The sequence below is a fragment of the Natrononativus sp. DTA114 genome (assembly GCF_059736515.1).
Window position 1 is genome coordinate 65,305 of record NZ_JCASSN010000003.1, and the last position, 24,074, is coordinate 89,378.

The 24,074-nt window shown below is 66.6% G+C and carries 31 protein-coding genes; 20 read left to right on the forward strand and 11 right to left on the reverse strand.

The window, feature by feature from the left end; all coding sequences use genetic code 11:
- Positions 1 to 88: 88 nt before the first annotated feature.
- Positions 89 to 1,204 carry a M20 family metallopeptidase gene (locus AC6I6S_RS10205; RefSeq protein WP_497949905.1) on the forward strand — a complete coding sequence of 372 codons (1,116 nt, stop codon included), beginning with the start codon at positions 89 to 91 and terminating at the stop codon, positions 1,202 to 1,204.
- Between the two features lie 66 nt (positions 1,205 to 1,270).
- Here the strand turns inward: AC6I6S_RS10205 and AC6I6S_RS10210 are convergent, their stop codons facing one another.
- Together AC6I6S_RS10210 and AC6I6S_RS10215 are read right to left on the reverse strand one after the other, a co-directional pair.
- Complete coding sequence (locus AC6I6S_RS10210; protein WP_497949907.1) at positions 1,271 to 1,441, reverse strand: zinc ribbon domain-containing protein; 171 nt, start codon at positions 1,439 to 1,441, stop codon at positions 1,271 to 1,273.
- Between the two features lie 64 nt (positions 1,442 to 1,505).
- Complete coding sequence (locus tag AC6I6S_RS10215) at positions 1,506 to 1,862, reverse strand: hypothetical protein (RefSeq protein ID WP_497949908.1); 357 nt, start codon at positions 1,860 to 1,862, stop codon at positions 1,506 to 1,508.
- 166 nt (positions 1,863 to 2,028) lie between these two features.
- On the opposite strand from AC6I6S_RS10215, the gene AC6I6S_RS10220 reads away from it, so the two are divergent.
- From AC6I6S_RS10220 to AC6I6S_RS10240, 5 genes are all read left to right on the forward strand, one after another.
- On the forward strand, positions 2,029 to 3,546 hold the full coding sequence (locus tag AC6I6S_RS10220) for a carboxypeptidase M32 (RefSeq protein WP_497949910.1): 1,518 nt from the start codon (positions 2,029 to 2,031) through the stop codon (positions 3,544 to 3,546).
- 105 nt (positions 3,547 to 3,651) lie between these two features.
- Entirely contained in the window at positions 3,652 to 5,169 is a 1,518-nt protein-coding gene (locus tag AC6I6S_RS10225) for a carboxypeptidase M32 (protein ID WP_497949911.1), read from the forward strand.
- Positions 5,170 to 5,311: 142 nt separating this feature from the next.
- Entirely contained in the window at positions 5,312 to 5,926 is a 615-nt protein-coding gene (locus AC6I6S_RS10230) for a hypothetical protein (RefSeq protein WP_497949913.1), read from the forward strand.
- A 42-nt stretch (positions 5,927 to 5,968) separates the two neighbouring features.
- Complete coding sequence (locus AC6I6S_RS10235) at positions 5,969 to 6,934, forward strand: ABC transporter substrate-binding protein (protein ID WP_497949914.1); 966 nt, start codon at positions 5,969 to 5,971, stop codon at positions 6,932 to 6,934.
- On the forward strand, positions 6,931 to 7,377 hold the full coding sequence (locus AC6I6S_RS10240; RefSeq protein WP_497949915.1) for a desampylase: 447 nt from the start codon (positions 6,931 to 6,933) through the stop codon (positions 7,375 to 7,377). The genes AC6I6S_RS10235 and AC6I6S_RS10240 overlap by 4 nt, the downstream gene beginning before the upstream one ends.
- A gap of 6 nt (positions 7,378 to 7,383) precedes the next feature.
- On the opposite strand, the gene AC6I6S_RS10245 is transcribed toward AC6I6S_RS10240, so the two are convergent.
- A complete protein-coding gene (locus AC6I6S_RS10245) occupies positions 7,384 to 7,539 on the reverse strand; it encodes a hypothetical protein (RefSeq protein WP_497949917.1) in 156 nt (51 codons plus the stop codon).
- Positions 7,540 to 7,608: 69 nt separating this feature from the next.
- On the reverse strand, positions 7,609 to 8,451 hold the full coding sequence (gene ubaA / locus AC6I6S_RS10250; RefSeq protein ID WP_497949918.1) for an SAMP-activating enzyme E1: 843 nt from the start codon (positions 8,449 to 8,451) through the stop codon (positions 7,609 to 7,611).
- A 126-nt stretch (positions 8,452 to 8,577) separates the two neighbouring features.
- Here ubaA and AC6I6S_RS10255 point away from each other — a divergent pair, with 126 nt between their 5' ends.
- From AC6I6S_RS10255 to AC6I6S_RS10270, 4 genes are all read left to right on the forward strand, one after another.
- On the forward strand, positions 8,578 to 8,760 hold the full coding sequence (locus AC6I6S_RS10255) for an HVO_0416 family zinc finger protein (protein WP_497949920.1): 183 nt from the start codon (positions 8,578 to 8,580) through the stop codon (positions 8,758 to 8,760).
- A 74-nt stretch (positions 8,761 to 8,834) separates the two neighbouring features.
- On the forward strand, positions 8,835 to 8,990 hold the full coding sequence (locus AC6I6S_RS10260) for a DUF7563 family protein (RefSeq protein ID WP_497949921.1): 156 nt from the start codon (positions 8,835 to 8,837) through the stop codon (positions 8,988 to 8,990).
- A gap of 68 nt (positions 8,991 to 9,058) precedes the next feature.
- Complete coding sequence (locus AC6I6S_RS10265; protein WP_497949923.1) at positions 9,059 to 10,924, forward strand: UvrD-helicase domain-containing protein; 1,866 nt, start codon at positions 9,059 to 9,061, stop codon at positions 10,922 to 10,924.
- Positions 10,921 to 12,051, forward strand: coding sequence for a M24 family metallopeptidase (locus tag AC6I6S_RS10270; protein ID WP_497949924.1), 1,131 nt, complete (start codon positions 10,921 to 10,923; stop codon positions 12,049 to 12,051). Before AC6I6S_RS10265 ends, AC6I6S_RS10270 begins: the two co-directional genes overlap by 4 nt.
- Here AC6I6S_RS10270 and AC6I6S_RS10275 read toward each other — a convergent pair.
- Positions 12,048 to 12,293, reverse strand: a complete 246-nt coding sequence (locus tag AC6I6S_RS10275) for a DUF7533 family protein (protein ID WP_497949925.1) — start codon at positions 12,291 to 12,293, stop codon at positions 12,048 to 12,050. The two genes, AC6I6S_RS10270 and AC6I6S_RS10275, sit on opposite strands and share 4 nt — an antisense overlap.
- A gap of 109 nt (positions 12,294 to 12,402) precedes the next feature.
- Between AC6I6S_RS10275 and AC6I6S_RS10280 the strand changes: the two genes are divergently transcribed.
- Positions 12,403 to 13,092, forward strand: a complete 690-nt coding sequence (locus AC6I6S_RS10280; RefSeq protein ID WP_497949927.1) for a riboflavin synthase — start codon at positions 12,403 to 12,405, stop codon at positions 13,090 to 13,092.
- Positions 13,093 to 13,118: 26 nt separating this feature from the next.
- Positions 13,119 to 13,475 carry a nuclear transport factor 2 family protein gene (locus AC6I6S_RS10285; protein ID WP_497949928.1) on the forward strand — a complete coding sequence of 119 codons (357 nt, stop codon included), beginning with the start codon at positions 13,119 to 13,121 and terminating at the stop codon, positions 13,473 to 13,475.
- A 15-nt stretch (positions 13,476 to 13,490) separates the two neighbouring features.
- Here the strand turns inward: AC6I6S_RS10285 and AC6I6S_RS10290 are convergent, their stop codons facing one another.
- Positions 13,491 to 14,507, reverse strand: a complete 1,017-nt coding sequence (locus tag AC6I6S_RS10290; protein WP_497949929.1) for a PrsW family intramembrane metalloprotease — start codon at positions 14,505 to 14,507, stop codon at positions 13,491 to 13,493.
- Between the two features lie 133 nt (positions 14,508 to 14,640).
- On the opposite strand from AC6I6S_RS10290, the gene AC6I6S_RS10295 reads away from it, so the two are divergent.
- Genes AC6I6S_RS10295 through AC6I6S_RS10305 form a run of 3 tightly spaced genes read left to right on the forward strand, consistent with a single transcriptional unit; the run spans position 14,641 to position 16,758 of the window.
- Positions 14,641 to 14,850, forward strand: a complete 210-nt coding sequence (locus tag AC6I6S_RS10295; protein ID WP_497949931.1) for a hypothetical protein — start codon at positions 14,641 to 14,643, stop codon at positions 14,848 to 14,850.
- Positions 14,851 to 14,896: 46 nt separating this feature from the next.
- Complete coding sequence (locus tag AC6I6S_RS10300; RefSeq protein ID WP_497949932.1) at positions 14,897 to 15,274, forward strand: DUF7532 family protein; 378 nt, start codon at positions 14,897 to 14,899, stop codon at positions 15,272 to 15,274.
- Positions 15,271 to 16,758 (forward strand): ribonuclease FAU-1 family protein, encoded by a 1,488-nt coding sequence (locus tag AC6I6S_RS10305; RefSeq protein WP_497949933.1) that lies wholly within the window; start codon positions 15,271 to 15,273, stop codon positions 16,756 to 16,758. The genes AC6I6S_RS10300 and AC6I6S_RS10305 overlap by 4 nt, the downstream gene beginning before the upstream one ends.
- 42 nt (positions 16,759 to 16,800) lie before the next feature.
- Here the strand turns inward: AC6I6S_RS10305 and AC6I6S_RS10310 are convergent, their stop codons facing one another.
- From AC6I6S_RS10310 to AC6I6S_RS10320, 3 genes are all read right to left on the reverse strand, one after another.
- Complete coding sequence (locus AC6I6S_RS10310) at positions 16,801 to 17,571, reverse strand: geranylgeranylglyceryl/heptaprenylglyceryl phosphate synthase (RefSeq protein WP_497949935.1); 771 nt, start codon at positions 17,569 to 17,571, stop codon at positions 16,801 to 16,803.
- A gap of 49 nt (positions 17,572 to 17,620) precedes the next feature.
- The gene (locus tag AC6I6S_RS10315) at positions 17,621 to 18,415 is read right to left on the reverse strand and encodes a class I SAM-dependent methyltransferase (protein ID WP_497949936.1); all 795 of its coding nucleotides are present in this window, start codon (positions 18,413 to 18,415) and stop codon (positions 17,621 to 17,623) included.
- A 200-nt stretch (positions 18,416 to 18,615) separates the two neighbouring features.
- On the reverse strand, positions 18,616 to 19,671 hold the full coding sequence (locus AC6I6S_RS10320; protein WP_497949937.1) for an aldo/keto reductase: 1,056 nt from the start codon (positions 19,669 to 19,671) through the stop codon (positions 18,616 to 18,618).
- Positions 19,672 to 19,814: 143 nt separating this feature from the next.
- On the opposite strand from AC6I6S_RS10320, the gene AC6I6S_RS10325 reads away from it, so the two are divergent.
- The 4 genes from AC6I6S_RS10325 to AC6I6S_RS10340 all read left to right on the forward strand — a co-directional run bounded on the left by AC6I6S_RS10325 (position 19,815) and on the right by AC6I6S_RS10340 (position 21,660).
- Positions 19,815 to 20,036, forward strand: a complete 222-nt coding sequence (locus tag AC6I6S_RS10325; RefSeq protein WP_497949939.1) for a hypothetical protein — start codon at positions 19,815 to 19,817, stop codon at positions 20,034 to 20,036.
- 67 nt (positions 20,037 to 20,103) lie between these two features.
- Entirely contained in the window at positions 20,104 to 20,244 is a 141-nt protein-coding gene (locus AC6I6S_RS10330) for a YHS domain-containing protein (protein WP_497949940.1), read from the forward strand.
- A gap of 83 nt (positions 20,245 to 20,327) precedes the next feature.
- Positions 20,328 to 21,227 carry an acyltransferase gene (locus tag AC6I6S_RS10335; protein WP_497949941.1) on the forward strand — a complete coding sequence of 300 codons (900 nt, stop codon included), beginning with the start codon at positions 20,328 to 20,330 and terminating at the stop codon, positions 21,225 to 21,227.
- 106 nt (positions 21,228 to 21,333) lie between these two features.
- On the forward strand, positions 21,334 to 21,660 hold the full coding sequence (locus tag AC6I6S_RS10340; protein ID WP_497949943.1) for a DUF7577 domain-containing protein: 327 nt from the start codon (positions 21,334 to 21,336) through the stop codon (positions 21,658 to 21,660).
- 17 nt (positions 21,661 to 21,677) lie between these two features.
- Here AC6I6S_RS10340 and AC6I6S_RS10345 read toward each other — a convergent pair whose 3' ends face one another.
- On the reverse strand, positions 21,678 to 22,412 hold the full coding sequence (locus AC6I6S_RS10345) for a hypothetical protein (protein ID WP_497949944.1): 735 nt from the start codon (positions 22,410 to 22,412) through the stop codon (positions 21,678 to 21,680).
- 321 nt (positions 22,413 to 22,733) lie between these two features.
- On the opposite strand from AC6I6S_RS10345, the gene AC6I6S_RS10350 reads away from it, so the two are divergent.
- Entirely contained in the window at positions 22,734 to 22,979 is a 246-nt protein-coding gene (locus AC6I6S_RS10350; protein ID WP_497949945.1) for a DUF8593 domain-containing protein, read from the forward strand.
- A 9-nt stretch (positions 22,980 to 22,988) separates the two neighbouring features.
- On the opposite strand, the gene AC6I6S_RS10355 is transcribed toward AC6I6S_RS10350, so the two are convergent.
- Positions 22,989 to 24,056 carry a polysaccharide deacetylase family protein gene (locus AC6I6S_RS10355; RefSeq protein WP_497949947.1) on the reverse strand — a complete coding sequence of 356 codons (1,068 nt, stop codon included), beginning with the start codon at positions 24,054 to 24,056 and terminating at the stop codon, positions 22,989 to 22,991.
- Positions 24,057 to 24,074: the final 18 nt, after the last annotated feature.

Genomic DNA, 24,074 nt, shown 5'->3' on the forward strand with positions numbered 1-24,074 from the left:
CGGTTCCCTGGATCGTCAACGTCGCCCGCTCGGAACGGCCTGCCGGTGTCGATGCATCCAACTCGGTGGGGGCCGAACTCGGCTCCATATGACCGTCCTGAATCTCGCGCGCGACCTCGTCGCGATTCCGAGTCACGACGACGAGACGGCGGCCGGCGACGCCCTCGAGGCGTGGCTGCGCCGCGAAACGACGGCGGCGGTGAGCCGCGACGCCGTCGGCAACGTGATCGCCCGCAAGGGCTCCGGTCCGCAACTGGCGCTCGTCGGCCACCACGACGTGGTGCCGCCGGACCCCACTCAGATCGATGACGAGGAATACGTCATCGAGGAGCGCGACGGCCGCCTGTACGGGCGTGGCGCGGCCGACATGAAGGGGGCAGTCGCGGCTGCCGCAGTCGCCTTCCGGGACAGCGAGGTGCCGCGCGCCTCGAGCAGCGAGGCAGGGTCCGGCGACGCCGAGCCCGCGGGCGAACTCGTCTTCGCGAGTTTCGTCGGCGAGGAGATCGGCGGGGTCGGCGCCCGCCACGCCATCGAGAACGGCTTCGCTCCCGAGCACGCCATCGTCGCCGAGGGTTCGACGAACTACTCCGGTCCCGGCGTGACGGACGTCGTCGTCGCCCACCGGGGTCGCCGCGGCAGTACGATCACCGCCCGCGGGACGGCCTGCCACGCCAGCGAGCCCGAAGCCGGCGAGAACGCCATCTACCGGGCGACCGAGGCCATCGACGAGGTGCGGGGACTCGAGGTGCCGACCGTCGAGGTGCTGGGAGAACCGCTCTCCGGGAGCGTCGTCGTCACCGAGATCGAGGGGGGATCGGCGATCAACGTCGTCCCCGATCGCTGTACGATCACCGTCGACGAGCGAACCGTCCCCGGCGAACGCGCGGACCTCCAGCGGGTCGAATCGATCGACGGCGTCGAGTGGCAGGTCGACCAGGACCTGCCTCCGATGCGGTGTGACGACGAGGCGTTCGCCACGGCGGTGCTCGAGGCGGCCGACGCCGCCCAGTCGGGGACGCCCCAACACGTGACGAAACCCCACGCGACCGACGCCGGCTGGCTCGCCCAGGCGGGGACGGCGTGCGTGATCTGTGGCGCCTCGGAACCCGGCGAAGCGCACACGAAAACCGAGAGCGTCTCGATCGAAGTGCTCGAGCGCTGCGAACGGATCTATCGGCGGACGGCGGAGAGCTGGCTGGGGTAGCCGGTCGCTGCTGTGGGACGACGATCCGAGCCGCCGGTTTGCGGTCGGTCAGTGGTTTGCAGTCGGTCAGTCAGTCGCGCGCACGTCGTCGCTCCCACACTCCGGACAGGATTCCTGTGGCGTGTAGAACCCCTCGCCGCAGTCCGCACAGACGTGGGTCGCGTCGTCTTCGGCCGCTCGCTGGGCCTCCTGTTTGAACTCCTCGACCTTTCTGCCGACCGTTTCGAAAAATCCCATCGTACCGTATGCTACGGTCTTGCACGCAATAGTTCTGTCCCGTTCGTCGCCGGTAAATCCCGTCTCAGACGCCGGGGACGCCGGCGGCCTCGAACCCGGTGACGTTCGCGAGCGCGAGGACGTAGAGGACGACGAGCACCGACAGCCAGGCGACGACGGTGATCGTGAGCGCCTCGACCCAGCCGCCGGGGTAGCGGGCGTTGATCACCGCCAGATACGCGATGAACACCAGGAGCGGCCCCAGCAGCGGGATCCATCCGAGGAAGAAACCGACGACCGCCCAGACGATCGCGCCGATGAGGGCGGTGCCGATCGCGTAGGTGTAATCTTCGACGCCGACGACGAACTTGGCACCGAGGAAGATGCCGAGCGCGCCGATGAGCAGGCTCACGACGAAGACGACGAGTGAGGCAACGACCATTGTATCCTGACGTTCACTGATGCTGATAAACAGTTCGTTGCTTGCATTCTCCGAACCGCCAGTCCCGACGGCTGCGATCTCTTGGGGCCCCGTCGTGGGTCCCACGTCCCCAGTGCGACGGCCGGAACCACGACGTTGATAGGCCCCCCTCATGTACTTCGGATCGATGTCTACGGAACAGGCCGCCACGGAGGGGGACGCCTACGAGCAACTTCTCGAGCGCGTCGAGCGCATCTCGAACGTCGGCAACGCCGCCGGAATCCTGCGCTGGGACCAGGAGGTCGTCATGCCAGAGGACGGGACGCCCGCGCGTGCGAAACAGCTTTCGACGCTGTCGTCGCTCAGCCACGAACTGCTGACCGCCGACGAGACGGGTGCGCTGCTCGAGGAGCTCGAATCCGGAGAGCTCACACAGGAGCAAACCGCCGTCGTCCGCGAGATCCGACGCCAGTACGATCGGGCGACGAGCGTCCCGGGGGAGCTCGTCGAGGAGATCTCGGAGACGACCGCCAACGCCCACCCTACCTGGATGGAGGCGAGAGAAGAAGACGACTGGGAGACGTTCGCGCCGACCCTCGAGAAACTCGTCGAACTCAAACGCGAGTACGCCGAGCACATCGACCCCGACGCGGATCCCTACGCGGTGCTCTTTGCCGACTACGAACCGTACCTCGACCTCGAGACGGCCGATCGGGTGCTCGAGCGCCTGCGAGACGAACTCGTCCCGCTGATCGAGGCGATCGACGAGAGTGACGCGGACCTCGCCACCGACGCCTTCTCGGGCACCTTCGACGACGACGACCAGGAGGCGCTCGCGCGGGACGTCCTCGACGCGCTCGGCTACGACTGGGGCCGGGGGCGCCTGGACACCGCTCCCCACCCCTTCTCCTCGGGGACGCAGTTCGACGCCCGGGTGACGACCCGCTTCGACGAGTCCGACTTGCTGGGGTCGATCACGTCGACCATCCACGAGTTCGGCCACGCCAACTACACCCTGGGGCTCCCCGACGAGCACTACGGCACGCCGTTGGGGGAGTCCCGCGACCTCACCGTCCACGAATCGCAGTCCCGGCTCTGGGAGAACCACGTCGGCCGCTCACGGCCGTTCTGGGAGTTTTTCCTCCCGACGGCTCGCGAGCAGTTCTCGGAACTCGAGGACGTCTCCCCCGCGGAAGCCTTCGAGGCCGCGAACCAGGTGTACGACGACAATCTCATCCGCGTGGAGGCGGACGAACTCACCTACCACCTCCACATCGTGATCCGCTTCGAGATCGAGCGCGACCTGATCAGCGGCGACCTCGACGTCGAGGACGTCCCGGAGGTCTGGAACGACAAGTACGAGGAGTACCTCGGGGTCCGTCCCGAGACAGACGCGGAGGGTGCACTCCAGGATATCCACTGGAGTCACGGCTCCTTCGGCTACTTCCCAACGTACTCGCTGGGCTCCGTGCTGGCGGCGCAGCTGTACGACGCGGCCGAAGAGGACCTCGGCGACCTCGACGACCGCACCCGCGAAGGCGAGTTCGACGATCTCAACGGTTGGCTGCGCGAACACGTCCACGCTTACGGCAAGCTGTACACCACGCCCGACCTCGTCGAGGAGGCTACCGGCGAGTCCTACACGGCCGACTACTTCCTCGAGTACGCGAAATCGAAGTACGGCGAGCTGTACGACCTCGAGTAACCGCCGCCGATTCGACGGTTCGTCACCCCCTTTTCGCGCCCCGGACTGACCCACTCGAGCGCCGGCACCCGAACCTTCATTATCGTTCCAGTTTCGAATCGATGTATGGCAACCGTTGACGAAACCGACACCGGGCCGGTCGACGCCTACGAGGAGCTGACCGACCGCTACGAACAGATCGTCTACCTCGGTCACGCGGGGATGGTGCTGGGGTGGGACCAGCAGGTGATGATGCCCGAAGGCGGTTCACCCGCCCGCGCGAAGCAGTCCGCCGCGCTCTCCTCTGCGCGCCACGACCTGCTGACTGACGACGAGATCGGCGAGCTGCTCGAGGAGCTGGAATCGACGGAGCTCACCGACGAGCGGGCCGCGGTCGTCCGCGAGATCCGCCGGAGTTACGAGCGGGCGGTGAACGTACCGCCGGAACTCGTCTCGGAACTCTCCGAACACCAGTCCGAGAGCCAGCAGACGTGGAAGGAGGCGAAGGGCGAGGACGACTTCGACGCCTTCGCGCCCTCTCTCGAGCGCCTTCGTGCCCTCCAGACCGAGCGCGCCGGCCACATCGAACCGGACGCCAACCCCTACGAGGTGATGTTCGAGGACCGCGAGCCTCACCTCCCGCTTGCAACCGTCGAGGGGATCTTCGACGACCTCCGCGAACACCTCGTGCCGCTGATCGACGACATTCGCGAGAGCGGGGACGAGCTTCCGTCGCCCTTTACCGGCAGCTACGACGAGGACGACCAGCGCGCGCTCTGTGAGGAGGCCGTCGATCTCCTGGGGTACGACCGCGAGCACGGCCGCCTCGACACCGCACCCCACCCGTTCATGTCCGGCACGCAGTACGACGCCCGGATCACCACCCGGTTCAAAGAGGAGGACCCGATCGACGCGCTGACGGCGACGATCCACGAGTTCGGCCACGCGAGCTACCAGCTCGGGCTGCGAAAGGACGAGTACGGCTCGCCGCTGGGCGAGTCGCTCTCGAGCGGCGTCCACGAATCCCAGTCCCGATTCTGGGAGAACCACGTCGGACGCACGAAGCCGTTCTGGGAGTTCTTCCTGCCGACGATGAAGGAGCACTTCCCGCGACTCGAGGACGTCACCGTCGACGAGGCCTACGCGGCGGTCAACCGGATCTACCCCGAGAACCTCATCCGGGTGGAAGCGGACGAACTCACCTACCACCTCCACATCATCCTCCGGTGTGAGATCGATCGCGCGTTCGTCGAGGGCGACCTCGAGGTGTCGGAGATCCCCGACGTCTGGAACGGGAAGATGGAGGACTACCTCGGCGTCGTTCCCGAGACCGACGCGGAGGGCGCCCTGCAGGACATCCACTGGTCGTACAACTTCGCCGCCTTCCAGCACTACACCGTCGGCAGCGTGCTGGCGGCCCAGCTCGACGCCGCGATGCGCGAGGATCTCGAGGCGGACGTCGACGACCTCATCCGGCAGGGTGAGTTCGCGCCGCTTCGCGAGTGGATGGAAGAGAACGTCCACCGCCACGGCCAGCGCTATCCCACCGAGGAGTTAGTCGAGGTCGCCACCGGCGAGCCGCTGACGGCGGAGTACTTCCTCGAGTACGTCGACGAGAAGTTCGGCGACCTCTACGGGCTGTAGCGGGGCCGCTCGCGCGACCGACAGTTATCGTTCAGCCGCCAGCCGGTTCCACTCCGATTCGCTGACACGGTGTGGCCCCCCTGAAAACGGGACTGGATGTGCCGGGGGTAGGCTCACCCCTCGAGGGGCTGTACCCGACTGCATGAAATTCTCGATTCCGAAGCTGCCGGGCGTCTACTACGACAGTGACGCCGAGTCGACCGCGATTACGATCGCGTTGACCGCGGCGGGCCGCAAAGCGCCCAAGCCACACGGCTACGCGCTCCAGGCCGTCCCGTACCTGTGGTCGTTCGACGTCGACCTCCGGGAGGTGCCGCCGGACCACCCGTTCCAGTACCTTCACCCGGAGGGCGCCCGCAGCATCGACCAGCTCTCGCGGAGCCAGCTCGAGGCCGACCTCGGCGCAGACGCCGATCGGCTGATGCGGTTCCTCTGGGAAGTCAGCGAGGAAACCGAACGGTCGCTCGGGCGTGCCCTCGGCCGCAGGGAAACCGAGGAGGGGATCGTTATCGAGATCGAATCGGGCGACGAACCGCTCGAGGAGGCGTCCGACCCGGAGCCCGCCGATCTCGAGATCGGTGACGAGGTCGAGGAGCTCGAGAGCGACAAGGGGGTCGACGAGTTCGGCGTAGACGGTCGAACGGACACACTCGATGACGCGGGTCGTTCCGAGGAGTTCGACGATGTTGACGGGCCTGCCGACGCGGACGAGGACGACGAAACCGGCGGACCCGGCGACGTACACGACCGTCCCTGAGCGACGGCGCCGTTTTTGTCGCTGGCACTCTAACGACCAGCCATGCGAACCGTCACGACGCTGCCCTCGGCGACCGAACTCGTCGCCGCGCTCGGGATCGAGCCCGTCGGCGTCTCCCACGAGTGCGATTACCCGCCGGGCGTCGCGGACCTCCCCGCCGTTACTCGCTCGCGGGTCGACGCGAGCGCCGAGAGCGCCGAGATCGACCGACAGGTGCTCGAGGCGGCCGCCGACGAGGGCGTCTACGACGTGAAAACGGCCCTCCTCGAGCGACTCGAGCCGGAGCTGGTCGTCACCCAGGGAATGTGTGACGTCTGTGCGGTCGACGAGATCGTGATCGAGCGCGCCCTCGACGAGATCGACGCCGATCCGCGGCTGCTCACGACCGATCCCCACACCGTTTCGGACGTGCTCGAGGACCTCGAGCGAATCGGGCGGGCGACGGACCGCGAGGGGCGCGCTCGAGAGGTTCGGGAGGAGCTCGAGGCTCGAATCGACGCGATCCGCGATCGGACGGCCGACGTCGACGCCGAAGACCGTCCCAGCGTGGCGATCTTCGACTGGACCGATCCCGTCATGCTGGCGGGCCACTGGACGGCCGAACTCGTCTCCTGGGCCGGCGGGGAGTACGGGCTGGCCGACCCCGGCGAGCGCTCCCGTCCCCGCGAGTGGGCCGAAATCTGCGAGTACGACCCCGAGGTCGTGATCGTCGCGCCCTGCGGGTTCGGCCTCGAGCAAACGGCCGAAAACCTGTCGGATCTCACCGAGCGGGCGGGGTGGGAGGCGCTCACCGCCGTCCGCGAGGGTCGCGTCTGGGCGATGGACGGCCACCACTACCTCAACCGGCCGGGGCCGCGCCTCGTGGACACCCTCGAGGCACTCGCCGGAATCGTCAGCCCGGACCGGTTCGACGCGCCGCCGCCGGCGGTCGCGGTTCCGCTCGCCGACCTCGAGCGGGCGGGTAGCGAGCCGCGACCGGCCTCGAGTACGCGGTCCGACGGCGCGTGAGCGACGCTTCGCCCCGGCTGGCGCTCCCTCGTTCGATCCGCGAGGAGATCGTCGGACTGGCTCGGGCGGGGGCTCCGGAAGAGGTCTGTGGGATCCTCGGCGGCGAGTTCGCTTCCGCAGAGAGCCGCGTCACGTCGGCGTACCCCGCCGAAAACGTCGCCGAGACGCCCGAGAGTCGGTATCGGATCGATCCCGAGCAGCAGCTCGAACTGTTCGAGCGACTCGAGGGACGCGGCGAGGGGATCGTCGGCTTCTACCACTCCCACCCGCGGGGGCCGCCGGGACCGTCGGAAACCGATACCCAGGCGGCGGCGTGGCCCGATCGATCGTACGTGATCGTCTCGCTGTCGGCGTTGGCGGACGAAACGCCGCCGCTCGTCCGGTCCTGGCGCTGGCGAGAGGAGCGGGGCGAGTTCGAACGCGAATCGGTCGTCCTCGGGTGAGCCGGATCAGCGGACGACGTCGATCACGCGGTTACGCGGTACCCACATCTCCTCGCCCTCCTCGATCATCACCCAACCGTCGTGGATCTCGACGGTGACGTTTCTGATCTTGCGCTCTTTCGTTTCGATCGTGGCGTTCTCGAGAGTCGCGAGCGGAGCCATCGAATCGCCGATTCGAACCACGGGCGTATCGGTGTTCTGATGCGAGCTCTGCACCCGTCGCGGGGGTGATCAGTCGGCCGAGATCGAGCAGGTTTCCTCGTAGGAAACGTCTCGAACGGAGTCGATCGCGGGGTCGTCGCCGCAGACGGGACAGGCCGGATTCTGCCGGATCTCGACCGTCTCGAAGGTCATCCCCATCGCGTCGTACATGAGGAGTCGCCCCTCGAGCGAGTCGCCGGCCTCGAGCAGCAGTTTGACGACTTCCGTCGCCTGAACGCAGCCGACGGTACCCGGGAGGACGCCGAGGACGCCGGTCGTCGCACAGTCCGGCACTGTTCCGGGTTCGGGCGCTTCGGGGAAGAGACAGCGGTAGCAGGGGCCGTTCGGTTCGCGGCTCCCGTCTAACCCGCCGTTCTCGAACGTCGTCACCTGTCCTTCGAAGCGGTAGATGGCGCCGTGGGAGAGCGGCGTGCCGGTGAGCACGCAGTGGTCGTTGAGCAGGTACCGGGTGGCGAAGTTGTCGCTGGCGTCGAGGACGACGTCGTAGTCCGCGACCAGCTCTTCGACGGTGTCGGGCGTGAGCCGGGTTTCGTACGTCTCGACGTCGACGTCGGGGTTGAGTCGGCGGACGTAGTCGGCGGCGCTGTCGACTTTCGCCCGGCCGACGTCGTCGTCGCCGTGGACGATCTGGCGCTGGAGGTTCGAGCGCTCGACGACGTCGTCGTCGACGATTCCCACGCCGACGCCCGCCGCCGCGAGATACTGGATCGCGGGCGAGCCCAGACCGCCGGCGCCGACGACCAGCACCCGCCCCTCGAGCAGCCGTTTCTGTCCCTCCGGACCGACCTCGTCCATAATGACGTGTCTCGAGTAGCGGTCGAGTTGCGTCGCATCGAGGCGCAGGTCGCTCATACGCGTCCGTTCGTGCGTGAGTGAGAAAAGTTCGCGGGTCGGGCGGGAAACGAGTCGGTCACCGTGGATGTGGCAGCGGCTGTCAAGACCCAACACTTTATTACCGTGGTGTGCCATAGCACACCTATGGCATCCTCACCCAACGGTGCCGGCGACGAGGAGTTCGACCAGTTCCTGGCGGACCGCGGCCACACAGTAGAGCAACCAGGGTGGGATCGAAACTATAACAAAAAGCAGTGTCCGGACTGTGGCGGCCTCCACGACACCGCGGCGGCGTCGTGTAACGTCTGTGGGTGGGATCCACGGTAGCTCTCACCCGAACCCGGGCCGTCGTGTCGATACGACTATTATTCATTATTTCTAACTAGGCGGCAGAGAGTTCAATGCCGACCTGTCAGAACTGCGGTGGCTTCGTAACGGAGGCGTACGTCCGCGTGTTTGCACCGTCCGGTATCGACGACCCTCGGGTCTGTCCGGCCTGTCCGGACAAGATTCGAGACGGCGCCGAGGTCAGGACGGCCAGATCGAATCGGGGGTAACCACGTCCGCATCTTTTCCGACACGAAACCCACGTCACTTATGCGTATCGCGTCCCTGAACAGGGATAATGGCTACCACGGAGACGCAGGTTACCCGGCTATTCGGTGGGCCGGGAAGCGGTAAGACGACGGCGCTTCTCGACCACGTCGAAGACATTCTCGACCAGGAAGACGTCACGTTCCGGGACATTCTCGTCGTCTCGTACACGCGAGCAGCGGCCCAGGAGATCCGAGAGCGCCTCGCCGACCGAATAGACGAGAGCCCGCGTGCCCTGCAGGGCAACGTCTGTACGATGCACGCCAAGGCGTACGATCTGCTGGATCTCTCTCGCGGCGACGTCATCGGTGAGAAGGACAAAGAGGAGTTCTGCGACGAGTTCGGCCTCGAGTTCGAAGACGAGTACAGCGGCGCGGGTCGACGCACCGCCCGATCGACGACGATCGGGAACAAGGTGATCGCGACCAGCCAGTGGCTCCAGCGAACGAACCGCGAAGTCGCCGACTGGTACGACGTCCCCTTCCAGTGGAACGACGAGGAGGTCCGCCTCCCGCCCGAAATTGACCCCAACGCCCAGGAGGGGAACAAGTACACGCCGACCTGGCCGAGCGACGACGATCGAATCGATGTCCCCGAGGCCATTCGAGGGTGGCGCGCCTACAAGGGTCGCGAGGGGAAGATCGGCTTCGCGGACATGCTCGAGCGGGTCAAACAGCGCTCGCTGCTCCCGAGCGTCGACTACCTGGTGATCGACGAGTTTCAGGACATCACGACCCTGCAGTACGACGTCTATCAGGAGTGGAAACCCCACATGGAGCAGGTCCTCATCGCGGGCGACGACGACCAGGTCGTCTACTCCTGGCAGGGCGCCGATCCCCGACTCCTGCTCGACGAGCAGGTCGACGAGGACATCATCCTCCCCAACTCCTACCGACTCCCCTCGAACGTGCTGAACGCGGTCAACCAGGAGATCCGCCACATCGACGAGCGCCAGGACAAAGACCTCAAGCCGCGCAAGGAAGGCGGGGCGGTCGAGGCTTACTCCGGGCCGTCGATGCTCGATCTCGTCCGGATGGTCCGTCGCACGCTCGTCGAGGACGACGGAACGATCATGCTCCTGTTCCGGGCGCGCTACCAGATGTTCCAGTTCATCGACGAGTTCATCACCGAGGGGGTGCCGTTCACCGCGCTCACCGACCAGCGGATGTGGACCGACCGCCTCACCCAGTACGTCCGGGCCGTCGAGGCGATCGACGAGGGCGAGGACGTCGACGGGTTGCAGGCCCGCAGACTCGCGGATATGCTCATGGAGTCCGCCTTCGGCACCAACGAGCGAAACGACCTCTTCGACACCATCGACGACCGCAAGGAAGAGGCCGACGTCGACGACCTGGAGGAACTCACGATCCCTGCCGACGTGATCCGCGACCACGCGCCGTTCATGCCCGGCCCGGCGTCGGCGTCGGACATGGTTCGGAAGGTGACGAACTTCCAGAAAAAGACCATCCAGGCCTACTTCGCCATCGGCGAGTACGCGGGCATGGAAACCGACCGCGTCCGCGTCGGGACCATCCACTCCGCGAAGGGTCGCGAGGCCGACCACGTCTTCGTTGCCACCGACCTCACTGAGAAGGTCGTCGAGCAGATGGTCGCCACGGTCGACGACCCGACCGACGTCGAGGGCTGTGAGGAGTTCACCAAGACGACCTCGCCGGTTCCCGTCCTCACCGACAACGAGCGCCGGGTCTTCTACGTCGGCATGTCCCGCGCCCGCGAACGGCTCGTCCTCCTCGAGAACGTCGTCGACGGGGCACCTACGCTTCCGATCGACGTCCTGCTCCACAACCGCCGGACTGAGGACACCCTGGAGGAACTGCTCGAGCAAGCCCAGGCACCCCAGCCGGTCGAGCCCGAGCCCGAAGCCGGAGCGCCGTGACCGGTCGGCGAGACCACCTCCAGCGCTCGCTTCGAGACGCCTTCGAGGCCCGCGACGCCGACCTGTTCGTCCACGTCGGCCCCGGACTCGAGCCGACGATCCGCTACTGTCTCTCGAATCCCCCGAATCGCCTCGAAGAAGCGTACTACGCCGTCGCGTTCGACGGCGACCGCTGGCACGTCCGCTCGACCGAAACGGCGACGCTCCACGACTCGTCGCACCCGATAGAGCGGCTGCTCCAGGACCTGAACGAGGAACGGCTGGGAACCGCGCTGACGCCGCGCACGATCCCCCACGACGCGGCGCTCTACCTCGAAAATGCGGGTCTTTCGCTCTCATCGACGGGCGCTCTCGAGCGGGCGCGGACATCGAAAACCGAGGGAGAGTTCGGCCGACTCGAGGCCGCCCAGACCGCGGCGGCGGCGGGAATCCGTCGAGCGGCGGCTACCCTCGTCGACGCCGAGCGGACGGCCGGTGGGTCGCTGGCGGTCGGTGGCGAGGCGCTGACCCTGGGCCGGCTTCGGCGCGAACTCGAGGCCGGCATCGTCGCTGCAGACGGGATTCCGACCGGCTCGACGCGGATCGCGGCTGGACGCGGTTCTGACGGCCAACCCACCGGCGAGACGCCGCTGGGGACGGGACAGCCGATCGTCCTCGAGACGACCGCTCGCGAACCCGGGGGCTACCACGGATACGTCGCAAGAACGGTCGTCGTCGACGGCGAGGGCGGCCCCGAGCGCCGCGCGCACGTCGCGCTCACGAACGCGCTGCGGTCGGCCCGCTCGCTGCTGACCGCGGAGGCGGCCGCTGTGGGAACCGTCGAGGCCGACCTCGAGGCCGAAATCCGGGCGTTCGGCTTCGACGAGGGCATCTCGACCCGCGCCGCGGGAATCGGCCTCGAGCCGGCCGAGCGGCCGGTCGGCGGGGAGTCGATCGAGTCGGGACGTGTGTTCCGACTCGATGTCGCCGTCGACGCTCCTGACCACGAAATCCGCCTCGCGGACGTGTTCGCGTGCGGGCCGGCGGTTGACGAGGAGGGTTCGGAGACAGGAGACGGGCCACGAGAACGCCCGCGCCGGCTGGGGGGGCTTTCGCGGTCGCTTGAGCCCACAGCGCTGGTCGATTAGTCGGTCTTCTCTTCCGGCTCCTTGCTCGAGGTTCCGGTGACGCGTTTGACCAGCAGTCCCGGAACGTCCGTCGGCAGCGTCAGATACCGCTGGACGAGCACGAGCGCGACGGCGAGTCCGATCAGTGCTCCGCCGATAAGCGTCTCGCCGCGGACGAGCGCAATCTCGAGGCCCGCCAGCGCCGCGGGAATCGCGAATACGAGGACGCCCCCGAGTTTGATCGTGTCGATGATGCCTGCCATTGCTGGAGAGTCGGCCCACGACGAGAAAAACGCGGTGGCTCGCCGTCCCGAATCTGGAACGCGTTTCGGCATCGGAACGTCTTTGCGTTCGACGGCCCGACCCTCGAGTATGTTTACGGGGATCGTCGAGGAGACGGGCGAGATCGTCGGCAGATCGCAGACCGAGGACGGGTTGCGCCTCCGAATCGGGGCGGACGAGGTCGCACGCGGACTCGAGCACGGCCAGAGCATCAGCGTCAGTGGCGTCTGTCTCACCGTCGAGCGGTTCGAAGAAGGGGCGTGGTTCGAAGTGTTTCTCGCCACCGAGACCGTCGAGCGGACCTACCTCGGGAAACTCTCGGAGGGCGAGGCGGTCAACCTCGAGCGAGCGATGCCCGCCGACGGCCGCTTCGACGGTCACGTCGTCCAGGGCCACGTCGACGCAGTGGCGACGGTGAGCGGGGTCGAGTCGGTTGAAGAGAACGAGGCGTCGCGCGCCTCGGAACAACCGACCGGCGATGATCCGGGAGGTGACTGGTTCTTCGAGTTCGAACTCCCCGAAGGGTACGACCGCTACGTGGTCGAGAAGGGGTCGATCACGCTCGACGGGATCAGTCTCACGGTGGCCGATCTCGAGGAGGGCCGTGAAACCGCCGAAACGGGGCGGGTGACCGTCGCGATCATCCCGACGACCTACGAGCTGACGACGCTCTCCGAAAAGGAGCCCGGCGATCCGGTCCACCTCGAGGTCGACGTGCTCGCGAAGTACGTCGAGCGGTTGCTCGAAGCCCACGCGCCATCTGTCCCGTCGGCAGATTGATACGAGTCGGGAGAGACGACTGCGCTGTGACAGATCATTCGACAGACTCGAGGCCCGCTGCCGTGGTCGATCACCAGCTAGACGCGTACAACGACGGCGATCTCGATCGGTTCGTCGACTCATTTGCACCCGACGCCGTGATCGCACCGTTGGGCGGTTCCGAGCCGGTTGCGGCCGGACGCGAGGCGATTCGTGACGAGTACGGAGCGCTGTTCGAGGAGTATCCGTCGCTTCGCTGCGAGGTCGAATCTCGAATTACGGTCGGCGAGACGGTCGTGCTCCACGAACGGGTCCTGATCGACGACGAGCAGACGACCGAAACGATCGGGATCTACCGGGTCGAGGGCGGCCACATCGTCCGGCTCTGGCTGGCAGACGCGTAGCCACGAAACCCGACGTCAGCGCTGTGACGGCTCGAACTCGGTTCGTTCGGGCGCGAGATCGGCGTTCTCGGCGTCGGTTCTGACCGCGCGGTAGGTCCGGCGGTAGCGCGTGATCTTCCGGTAGAGATAGTAGCCGATCGCAAGGTCGAAGGCGATGACGTAGCCGACGAAGGCGACGTCGCCGCTGATGGGGTAGGTCGCCGCCAGATACGTGGGCGCGATCCCGACGGTGAGGTTGTAGGTGCCGTGGATCACCGAGGCGATGAGCAGTCCCTTGACGATCAGCGGGCCCGCGTACTGCGGGTTGAACTTCGCCAACCCCAGGTAGTAGCCGGCGATCGCCGAGTAGATGACGTGTCCCGGTCCCGCGAGCGCGCGAGCGGTCGTAATACCGGTTGCAGCGGCCAGCAGACTCGTCCCCGAATCGATCTCCGCGACGTGACGGGCGATGTACAGCACGTTCTCGATCGCTGCGAACCCGAGACCGGCGACGGCACCGTAGACCGCGCCGTCGATGACGGCGTCGAACGACTCGCTCCGGTAGGCGAAGACGCGAACCGCGAGGAGCTTCACGGTCTCTTCGACCGGACCGACGATCAGGTAGAAAAACAGCGCCGCACCGACGAGGGTGGCCGTCTCGAACGCCATCCGGCCGATATCGTTGAACACCGCCGCGAACGTCGCGAACAGCATGGCGAGCAGAAACGTGGACACGAGCAGCCTCACCGGTTCGTTCGTCGTGATATCGGCGTACCAGATGTAGCCCGCAAGCAACAGCGCGGGAACGATCGAGAGGCCGAAGAAGAGGCTGATCACCGGATCTTCGGCGACGATGAGCGCCGGCGAGACCAGCAACAGCAGCGTTATCATCAACGCGACGAGCAGCACGATAACGTGCAGCCCGGCGTTGATACCCCAGTAGAGCCCGTAGGCGAATCGGTCGACGGCCGTCCGCGGCTCCCACGTCGAGACGTCGTACAGGTCAGCCGACTCTTCGGCTGATCGTTCGATCGGATCGCGCCGGCGTGACATACGCCCCTTACACCTTCCACTTTAGAAATAGGTTCGGCGGTGACGCGGCCCCCAGTCCTAGTATGGTATTAAATATCACTACATGTTTAAGGGGGGAAGTTAAGACCTCACAGTTTCCAGTCCGGGGTAAGCGATGTACAGTTCAAGCCGCGGTATCCTCTATTCGGCCCCGCCGTCCGCCGACGACGAGGAGCGAACGGAGACGAACCGAACAGCCAAACGAACAGAAACCCGACCCGACCCGACTCTCGAGGACCCGACGCCAGAAGAGCCGACCGTCGACGACACCACGCCCACCGATTCTCGGGCGAACTGGACCGGTTCGGTCCCCGCCGACGACTGATCTCCGAACTCGGAATCCACAAAGGGATCGCACGCCAAGAGGCCGTATGCACTTCGATCAGCGTACCCAGCAGGCGCTTCGCGACCAGGGGCTCTCTCTCGAGGAACTGAAGACGGCCTCGGCGGCCGTCGTCGAGGCCGTTTCCGCGGACGCCGCGGCCCTCGAGTCGTTCTTCGACGACCACGATACGGTCTACTCCGATATGGCGATGGCCCACTCGAGCAGCGAGTTTCCCGAACACGCCGTCGAGTCCGCCGACATCACGACCCACGGCGGGGAGATGCGCGGGTGGCTCCGCTTCGATAGCTGGGGCGTGTACGTCGAGGACGGCCGCGTGCTCAGCGAGGGGTACGTCGAACTCACGCTGGGGCCGACGATCCACGACCGAGTTCGCTTTGCGGCCGACCGGGAGACGCTTCGATGACCGGGGACGACGCTCCGACGACCGCACCGGACGACTCGGCGCCCGCGGTGCGGGTTCGTGGCATCTACACGACGGCGCTCACGCACCTCCTTCGCGAACGGGGATTCGAGATCGTCCAGGCCTCCGAGCCGATCCGCGACCGGTTCGACGCCGCGTTTCCCGCCGACCCCGCTGCGGTCGCCGTCGAGACGACGCGAGACCGGCTGGGTGTCGCCGTCTCCGGCGAACCTGATGCGGTCGATGCGGTCGCGAGCGAACTCGAGAGCCTCGCCCTCGACGCGTTTCGCTGGGAGGCGGAGGTCCCGAAGAGAGCGGTCTTCGACGGCGAGGTGCTCGAGGCCGGCGGCGGCAGCGGTGCGGTCGTCGATCTGGGCGAGGGCCGGCGCGGTTATCTCAGGTACGACGACGCCGACGGCTACGTCGATGCCGGAAACCGCTACCGCGTACAGGTCCACGACCCGGCGCCGCCGTGGGACGACGACCGGCCGCTGGTCGTCCCGGAACTCGAGGTCGGCGGCGGACTCGTGACCCTCTCTCGTGCCCGCAGCGGCGTCTCGGCTGCCATCTCGGGCGACCGCGGGGCCGAACTCGTCGGCATGACCGACCTGCTCTCGGTCGACGTTCCGGAAGGGTGGGGCGTTCGCTGGCAACGCGCCGCTCGCGACGCCGATCTCGAGGCGATGGGCGACGCGCTCGAGCGGGCGAGCGACCGGGCGCGGGCGCTCGAGGACGAACTCGATGGCGCTGACGACCCCGTCGATGGCGCTGACGACCCCGACGAGCCGGGCCGGCTCACAGCGCCGGCGGCGACGGCGTGGCTCTGGTTCGGCCGCGAGTCCCGGTTCGCCCTCGACGACCAGCGGCGGGCGGTCGAGACGACGATTCCCGGCCACCACCGGACAAAGGCCGCCGACCGGGCCGCGAGCGCGGCGGTCGACTTCGCGGAGGCCGTCGTCGACCCGACCGCCGACGGGGACGACCGCGAGTTCCCGTTCACCGCCGTCGCCCGCCAGTTCGGCCCCCAGCGCGGTGATCGGATCGCGCTCGGCCACGGGAAACCCGACGGCCGCCTCATCACGCTGGGCCGCGGCGAGCTTACGGAGTGGGACGGCGAGGGGAACGTCACCCTCGAGCGCTCCATGCGCGGCGGGGGCACGTACGACGCCCTCGACATCCCAAAAGAAGACGGCGACGTGGCGGTGACGAAGCTCCGCGAGGGCCGGTGGTGGTACCCCACTACGTACCGCGATTCGTCGGGTGAAGCGAAGGGGACCTACGTCAACGTCTGCACGCCGGTCGAGCTGTTCCCCGACTGCGCCCGCTACGTCGACCTCTACGTCGACGTGATTCGGCGGCCCGACGGCTCGGTCGAGATCGTCGACGAGGCGGAACTCGAGGCAGCCGTTGCCGACGGGCTGGTATCGGAGAAACTCGCGGAGAAGGCTCGAGGGGTAGCGAACGCGGTCGAGCGGGCGCTGTCGTAGGCAACCGTCGCGCGTGTCGTAGCGACCGTCGGCGAGTCGGTGTCAGACGGTCGCAGGGATCGTCTTCCTGAACCGCTCCGGATCGTCGTGGAAGCAGTCGCCGACGACCACGGCGTCCGCGCCGGCCTCGAGCACCTCGGTCGCTTTTTCGGCGCTGTCGATGCCGCCGCCGTAGAATAGCGTCGTGTCCTCGAGGTAGGTCGCCGCCGCCTCGACGTCGGCCGTCCCGCCGTAGGTGCCGGAGTACTCGATGTAGAAGATCGGAAAGCCGTAGAACGATTCCGTGGCCAGGGCCGCGCCGGCGACCTGCTCGGGGGTGTAGCGCTCCTCGACGCCCGAGACGGTCGCCGCCCGCGATTCGAGGTGCTGGACGACGTACCCCTCTCCCACCAGCTTCTCGGCGATCTCGGCGACGACTTCCTCGCCCTTCGAGGCGATCACGTCGCCGACGAGCGGCAGGCTCGAGCCGAGCAGGTCGTCGGGCTTCTTCCCGACTTCCGTGAAGAGGTCGACGTGCTTGCCGACGAAGTGGTCCCGATCGCCGTTGTAGACGGCGGGCACAGAGAGGCGGTCGACCGCGTCGATCGTTTCCCGCGAGACGTGGTCCGGGTGGTAGGGCTCCTGGAACACCGGCAGTTCGGGGAACGAATCGTCGATCGCCCGCACCGCCTCGAGCGTGTTCGCCGCGGTCACGCCGTCGGAGCCGCCGACGAGGATCAGGTCGGTCCCCTCGAGCACCTCGAGGCCGGACGGCAGCGGCTTCGCCGGATCGACCTTCGTTACGTGTGAAATTTCCTCCCACGGGGATTGCATACAGCGCAGTCTGTTCTATCAGCTACATAAGTCTACCCTCGCGGCGCCGTCAGGATCGGTCGAGGGGGGAGCCGGCGCGAGCCGTCGCGGCGAGCAGGTCCGTCAGTCCCCGCGGTGACCGCCTCTCCGCGCCGTCGTCCCCATCGTAGGACGACGTGTCGAGCGCGAACAGCGGGTCGGACCGGCCCTCGAGGCCCATGTACGACACCGTCGTCGACCCGCGTATCGAGACGGCGTCGCCGAAGTGATCGCGTATCAGTGCGCTGTAGTGGTCGGCGCTTCTGGCCGGGTCGAGATCGGTGTCGGTGTCGGGCAGTGCGACTGAGCCGGGCGGTTCGTAGAACACCGTGTTGGACTTTGCCGCGAGGGTTCGAAACATGTCGGCGGCGGCCTCCCGGCCGTAGTTGCGGACCCAGTGGTGGTGAACGGTGAAAAACAGCGTCACGTCGTGAGGCGGAAGGTCCTCGATCGTGTCCGGCGTGAGCGTCCAGTTCATAAACGAGAGGCGCTCTTTCGTCCCGAACTGCCGGCGGGCGTCCTCCAGATGCGTCTCATCCATATCGAGGCCGGTGGCAACCAACCCGTAGTCGGCGGCTCTCGCCGTGAGGTACCCCTCCGCGCAACCGATGTCGATCAGCGTGGTGTCGTCCGCTTCGAGGTGGGACTCGACGAACGCCCACCGCTCCGCGTTGTCGGTTCGGCGCCGCTGGTACTCGGCGGTTCGCGCGGCAGCGAGTCGCACCCTCCCAAAGTCCTTCACGCCGCGAGTCACCTCGGAGACGCCGCCGCGCCGGTACAGCTCGACGGCCCGGGCCGCGAGGCGGACCGGGTTGGATTCGCTCATCTCCCCACCTCCGGAGCGGTCCGGTGAGACGGCGGTGGGCCGCTCCCGATGGGGGTCGCGGGAGCGGGCGGTACGGTGCGTCCGGGTTCGTCTCGCCTCGTCGGGCGGTGTCGGCGGTCGGGCGCCATCGGGATACGCACCACGACGACGATTATCAAACACGGGGGACGGACACCCTCGCCGAACTGCGTCCCGGCGGCTCAGTCCGCGGCGAGCTTGTCCAGCCCCGCCGCCTCGATGTCCGCGCCGTCGACCGACGATCGCAGGCTGTCCATTCCGTCGTCGCGGTCGATGTCGAAGCCGTTGGCGTACAGTTCGGCGACTCGAGTCAGCTCCTCGTCGGAGAGCTTGGGAACGTCGCTCGCGCCAGCCCACTCGTCGATGTCGGCTTTCGTTCGGAATGTGGGGGTGACTGAGGCGACCGGTTCGTGGGATAGCAGCCAGGCGATGGACGCCTGTCCCATCGTTCGCTCACCGCTGCGCTCGAGGAAACGCAGCGCCTCGAGTTTCTCCCAGCCCGTCTCGTACCACTCGTCGGGGCGGAAGCCGCGGTGGTCGCCCGCGTCGAGTTCGGTCTCCGGGGTGACCTGCTCGTTCAGAATCCCCGAGGAGTGTGGCACGCGGGGGATGAGGCTCGTACTCGAGCCCGTTCGACCGATCGTCTCGAGGAAGTGGTTCCCGACCTCCTGCTCCAAGACGTTCCACACCAGCTGGAGGGAGTCGAACTCCTCCTCGATGGCGAGGTCGCCCTCCGCGAGCCAGCCGATGGAGGGACCGAGCGCGAGCCCGCGGGCGCGGATCAGCCCCTCCTCCTCGAGTTCGTCGAGGAGCTCCAGTACGTCCGGAGTGATCTCCTCGACGTTCGCGTTGTGGAGTTGGAGGACGTCGATGGTGTCGACGTCGAGGCGCTCTGTGCTCTTCTCGACGGCCTCCCGCAGATAGTCGGGGTCCATCTCCTTCGGCAGTTCGCCGTGGCCCGCCTGCGGATTGTTGTAGAAGTCGTAGCCGACCTTGGTGGCGATCGTGACCTCGTCGCGGACCTCGGCGAGGGCCTGGCCGATGAGCTCCTCGCTGCGGCCGTGGCCGTAGACGTCACCGGTATCGAAGTAGGTGATTCCCTGATCGACGGCGTACTGGATCATCTCGAGGGCGTCGTCCTCCGAGCGGTCCCCCCACCAGTCGGTGCCGACGACCCACGCGCCGAAGCCGACCTCGCTGACCTCGACGTCGGAGTCACCGAGTTGCTGGTACTGCATGCTCGAGGCTTGGGAGCGAGGTGACTTAGGGCGTGCGGAACGTTCCCGAAAGGTGGGAACCGGCCGGTTCTGCCCCGCGACCGAACCTGAGCCGCCGCTCGTGATCTCGCCAGCATTAATACGAACACTGACACAACCGCGGTATGGACCGTTCCCTCCACGATCGACTCGATCGGCTCGAGACGCGACTCCGCCACATTACGCTCTTGCTCGGAGCGCTTCTCGCGGTGGCGCTCGTACAACTGCTGGCTCCGGTGTTGCTGCTGGCGCCGCTTCAGATGCTGCTCCTCCTCGGTCTTGCCTGTCTGATCGTCGCACTCGCCCGCCGGAGCACGGGCGATCTTGACGCCCGCTCCCCGCGCTGACTCGACGAGATTGCCCGTCAGTTGCCGGCCTGATGGTTATTCACCAGATCGTGGTCGTTCGGTGCGTATGAGTCAGTGTGCTGTCTGCGGCACGGAACTCGAGAGCGGCGAGGGAGAGACGATCGAGAGTGACGGCGAGTCGGCGGAGATCTGCGGGGCGACGGAGTGTCGTCGCTCGTTCGAACAGAACCCACACCAGTACGCGTAGGTTACCACCGCCGTTGGCGGCGATTCTGGCAAACGGAACGCACAACCGAACGCCTATGCACTCCGACGAAGTAACGTCGGCATATGACCAAGCGGTACGTCTCGCTGCCCGAGGACGCCGAGTCGGGAATGCGTGCGTTCGTTGAGGAGGTCGACCAGCGACTCAGGAGCGACGAGGACACGTGTTCGGTCGTCGAGGACGTCCTGATCGACCTCTCGGGCGACCGGGAAGCCTACGAGCGGTGGCAGTCCGGGGCGTCCGTTTCGCCCGCCGAGCGGGTGCGATTGCAGAGCTACGATCCGTGCAACACCACCCTCGAGAGCGAGTACTACGCCGAAAAAGACGAGGAGCGCTTTCGACGATCGAAACACCTCCAGTGGCTCTGGCGGCAGTTCGACAGCCTGCCGATCGCCGACAACGTCGAGTTCGCGCTGCGCTTTCGGGCGATGCTCGCCGACCACCTCTTCGAGGAGTGCGGGGAGAACTGCCGCTTCTTCAAGGGAGTTACGTTCACCTACGGCCACAACATCGTCGTCGGCGACAACACGGTCGTCCACGACGGCGTCCACCTGGACGACCGCGGGAAGCTAACGATCGGCGACCGGGTATCGATCTCCGACGGCGTCCACGTCTACAGCCACGACCACGACGTCGTCGACCAGACCGAGGTTCGCAACTACCACACGATCGTCGAGGACGACGTCCGCCTCACCTACGACTCGATGATCCGGGCGGGCAACCGGATCGGCGAGAACGCCATCGTCGGTGCCCGAGCGATCGTGCAGAACGACGTTCCGGCCCACCACATCGTCGTCGGCATGCCGGCCCAGAGCGTGAAGATCAAACCGGGCTGGGAGGAGGTCGCGACCCCGCTCGAGGAGGCCGGCGAGAACCGCCAGGAAGAACGTCACCTCGCCTACGAACTCGACGACGACCTCGAGGTGTTCGACGAGTTCGGCCGCGACCTGTCTCCGCGCCGGTAGCCCCGCCACGTCCCGCCCCGCCCGGCATCGTTCTCGGCGTCGTGACCGTCTCAGATCCCGATACTCCGGGGAATAACCAAGTGCGCTGAGACCGTATCTCACACCGATGGAGCTCTGGGGCTGGCTCATCGGATACGTGGTGTTGTTTGCCCTTCTCCACCTGGTGCTGTACTACATGTACGTCCGCCGTGAGGACGGCGACGGCACGCCGGCCCCGTCGCTCACCGAACACAATCACTTCGGTTCGCCATCGTCGGGATCGGAGCCGTACATCGGCCCCCACGAAGAGTCCGAGGAGGACGACCGGGCCGAACTCGAGTCGACACTCGAGTTCGACGGGGAGACGATCCGGTGTGTCCACTGCGGGGCTCGAAACGAGGCCGATCAGACGTTCACGTACTGCTGGAACTGTATCTCCTCGCTGCGACAGTGATCGACTACGCCGGCGAGTCAGGGCGACAGCGCCGTCTCGAGGGCGTCGAGGTGGTCGATGCCGACGACGGCGACGACTGACCCGTCCGTGCGGGCCGCCTCCAGACGGTCGATCATACACTGCTCTCTGGCTTCGTCGCGATAGGCGACCGTGCTGGCGTCGGCTCCCGACAGCAGCGCCTGGACGCCGGCGACGTGTGCGCGTTCGTGCGCGGCCTGTTGCTCAGGCGAGTCACCGTGGTCGCAGTCGTACTCGATCGGATCGTCGTAGGCGACGGTCATCGACGTCGCGTGGGTGAGCGTCGCCGCGAGCCGGCAGGTGACGGCAGTTCGCGTCGCACTCCCGAAACTCGAGAGAAGCCGTCGGGCGGTCGACGGCGCGACCCGATCACCGACGAGTCTGGCGAGCAGTTGCCGCAGGAACGACCAGCTCGGCGCATCGATTCCGCGGACGTCGGCGTCGCCGACCGCCCGAATCGCCGCGCTCATCTCGCCGCCAAAGCGCGGGACAGTCGCCCGGTCGCGGGCGTACATCCGGTACAGCGGGACGGCAGCCGGCGGCAACTCGAGGGCGAGTACGTCCGGCGGCGCAGTTTCGAGGACGCGTTCGACGCGGGCGATACTGGCGGGGTGGTCGTGGACGACGCCGAGGAGGGTTACGTCGCCACCATCGCCGACGATCCGGCGACAGAACTGCTCGGTAATACGGGGATCGCCGAACGACGCGGCGAACGACACTGGTTCGTCGTTCATTGAGTTGTGTGCCACTACGTTACTGCCATCATAACCCTTCTGTTTCACTGGGACAGTCTATACGTACGTCTGATCGCGCCGGTCGGGAACTGCTGTTCCGAGACAATCACTGGTTACCCTCGCTGAAACCAAAGAAACCGTGGATAGTCGCTGCTGAAACTGGAGAAACTGCCAATGAGGTCGCAAAACGATTTCGCCGGTTTATGCCCGGTCTGACCGCACTCCCGTCACGTGTCCGGCGCCGAAACTCGCTCGGGCGGCCCCCACACTCGAGAAACACGACTCGCTCGGGCGGTCCACGAAACACTTTCGAACGTACCGATGACTGACACGACACTCACCGAAGCCGACGAGGGAAAACGCGTGCTGAACGTGGACGGAACGACCGTCGGCCGGCTCGTCGAGGTGTCGGACGGCCGTGGCTACGTTCTGCCCGATCCGAGTTTCCTCGAGACGATCCAGACGAAACTCGGCTGGGGAGACGTCACTGTCGATGCCCATCCACTGGACGAAGGGAGTATCGAGGAGATTACGGACAACGCGGTTCGGCTCCGGGGAACGCTCTGAGCCGCCCGGTTAGATCCGGCCGCCGGTCGGCCACGAGAGCTGACCACGGTTGAACACCCGACGGATGAACTCTCTGAATTCGCCGAACAGGTACGGCTGATCCGGGTTCGATTGGCGCTGACCGTAGCGAGCGCCCGCCTCGCGGAGGGTGAGCACCTCGAGACCGAGGTCGTCGACCCACTGGAGGGTCTCGTGGATGCGCTCTTCGGTCACCTCCTCTTTGAACGTGTGCGCGCCGATCACGCCCAGCCCGTCTCGTTGTGCGACCTCCTCGAGGTCGGCCCGAACCTGCCCGGGCGTGGTGAACTCGATGAAGTAATCCCGGTTGGTCTCGAGGGGGGCGTAGTCGTCCGGATCGTTGTACATCGAGCCGGGGTTGGCGTTGGCGTTGGCGTCGTAGTAGTCGCCGAGGAACTCGAGGGTCCACTCGTCACAGCTATCGTACGGACAGAGGATGCCGTCGACGTCGAAGCCGTAGGACTCGAGTTCGCGTTTCGACTCGAAGAGAAACTCCCGCATACGGTCTTCCGGATAGCGCTCGACGGTCTCCTCGGCCCGGAACGACTCTCCGAGCGAGGCGTCGAGGTCGATATAGCGGCCGATATCGTCGCTGCCGTAGCCGGTGACGGTCCGACGGACGGTGGTGTCCCCGTCGGTGACCTCGAGGTCCTTCCCGCGGAAGTAGCCGTGGCGGTTGTGCTCGACGTAGATCCGGTCGTCCCCGGGGGTCGCGTCCCGAGTCAGTTCGAAGGTCCCGAGAGCGGTGTGTTCGGTGGTGTGCGAGAGGATCTCCCAGCCGGCCTCTTCGAGTTCGCGGAGGTGCTCGAGGTCCATCCAGTCCGTGCCCATGAAGTCCTCGCGACCGATCCACTCGGTGACGATGCCGGTGCTGGCGGGGGCGTCGAACGCCTGGTGGGCGGGAAACGCCTGGGTGTAATCTTCGATCGGGCCGTCGTCGTAGACGAAGACGACTGCGCCGGCGTCCGCCGCCGTGGCGCCGACGGCTGGAAGTGTCAGCGTAGCCCCCCCTGCACCGACCGTTTTGAGGACGTGTCGGCGTGATGTGTTTTCCTCCATTACTGTCTCTGCCAATGT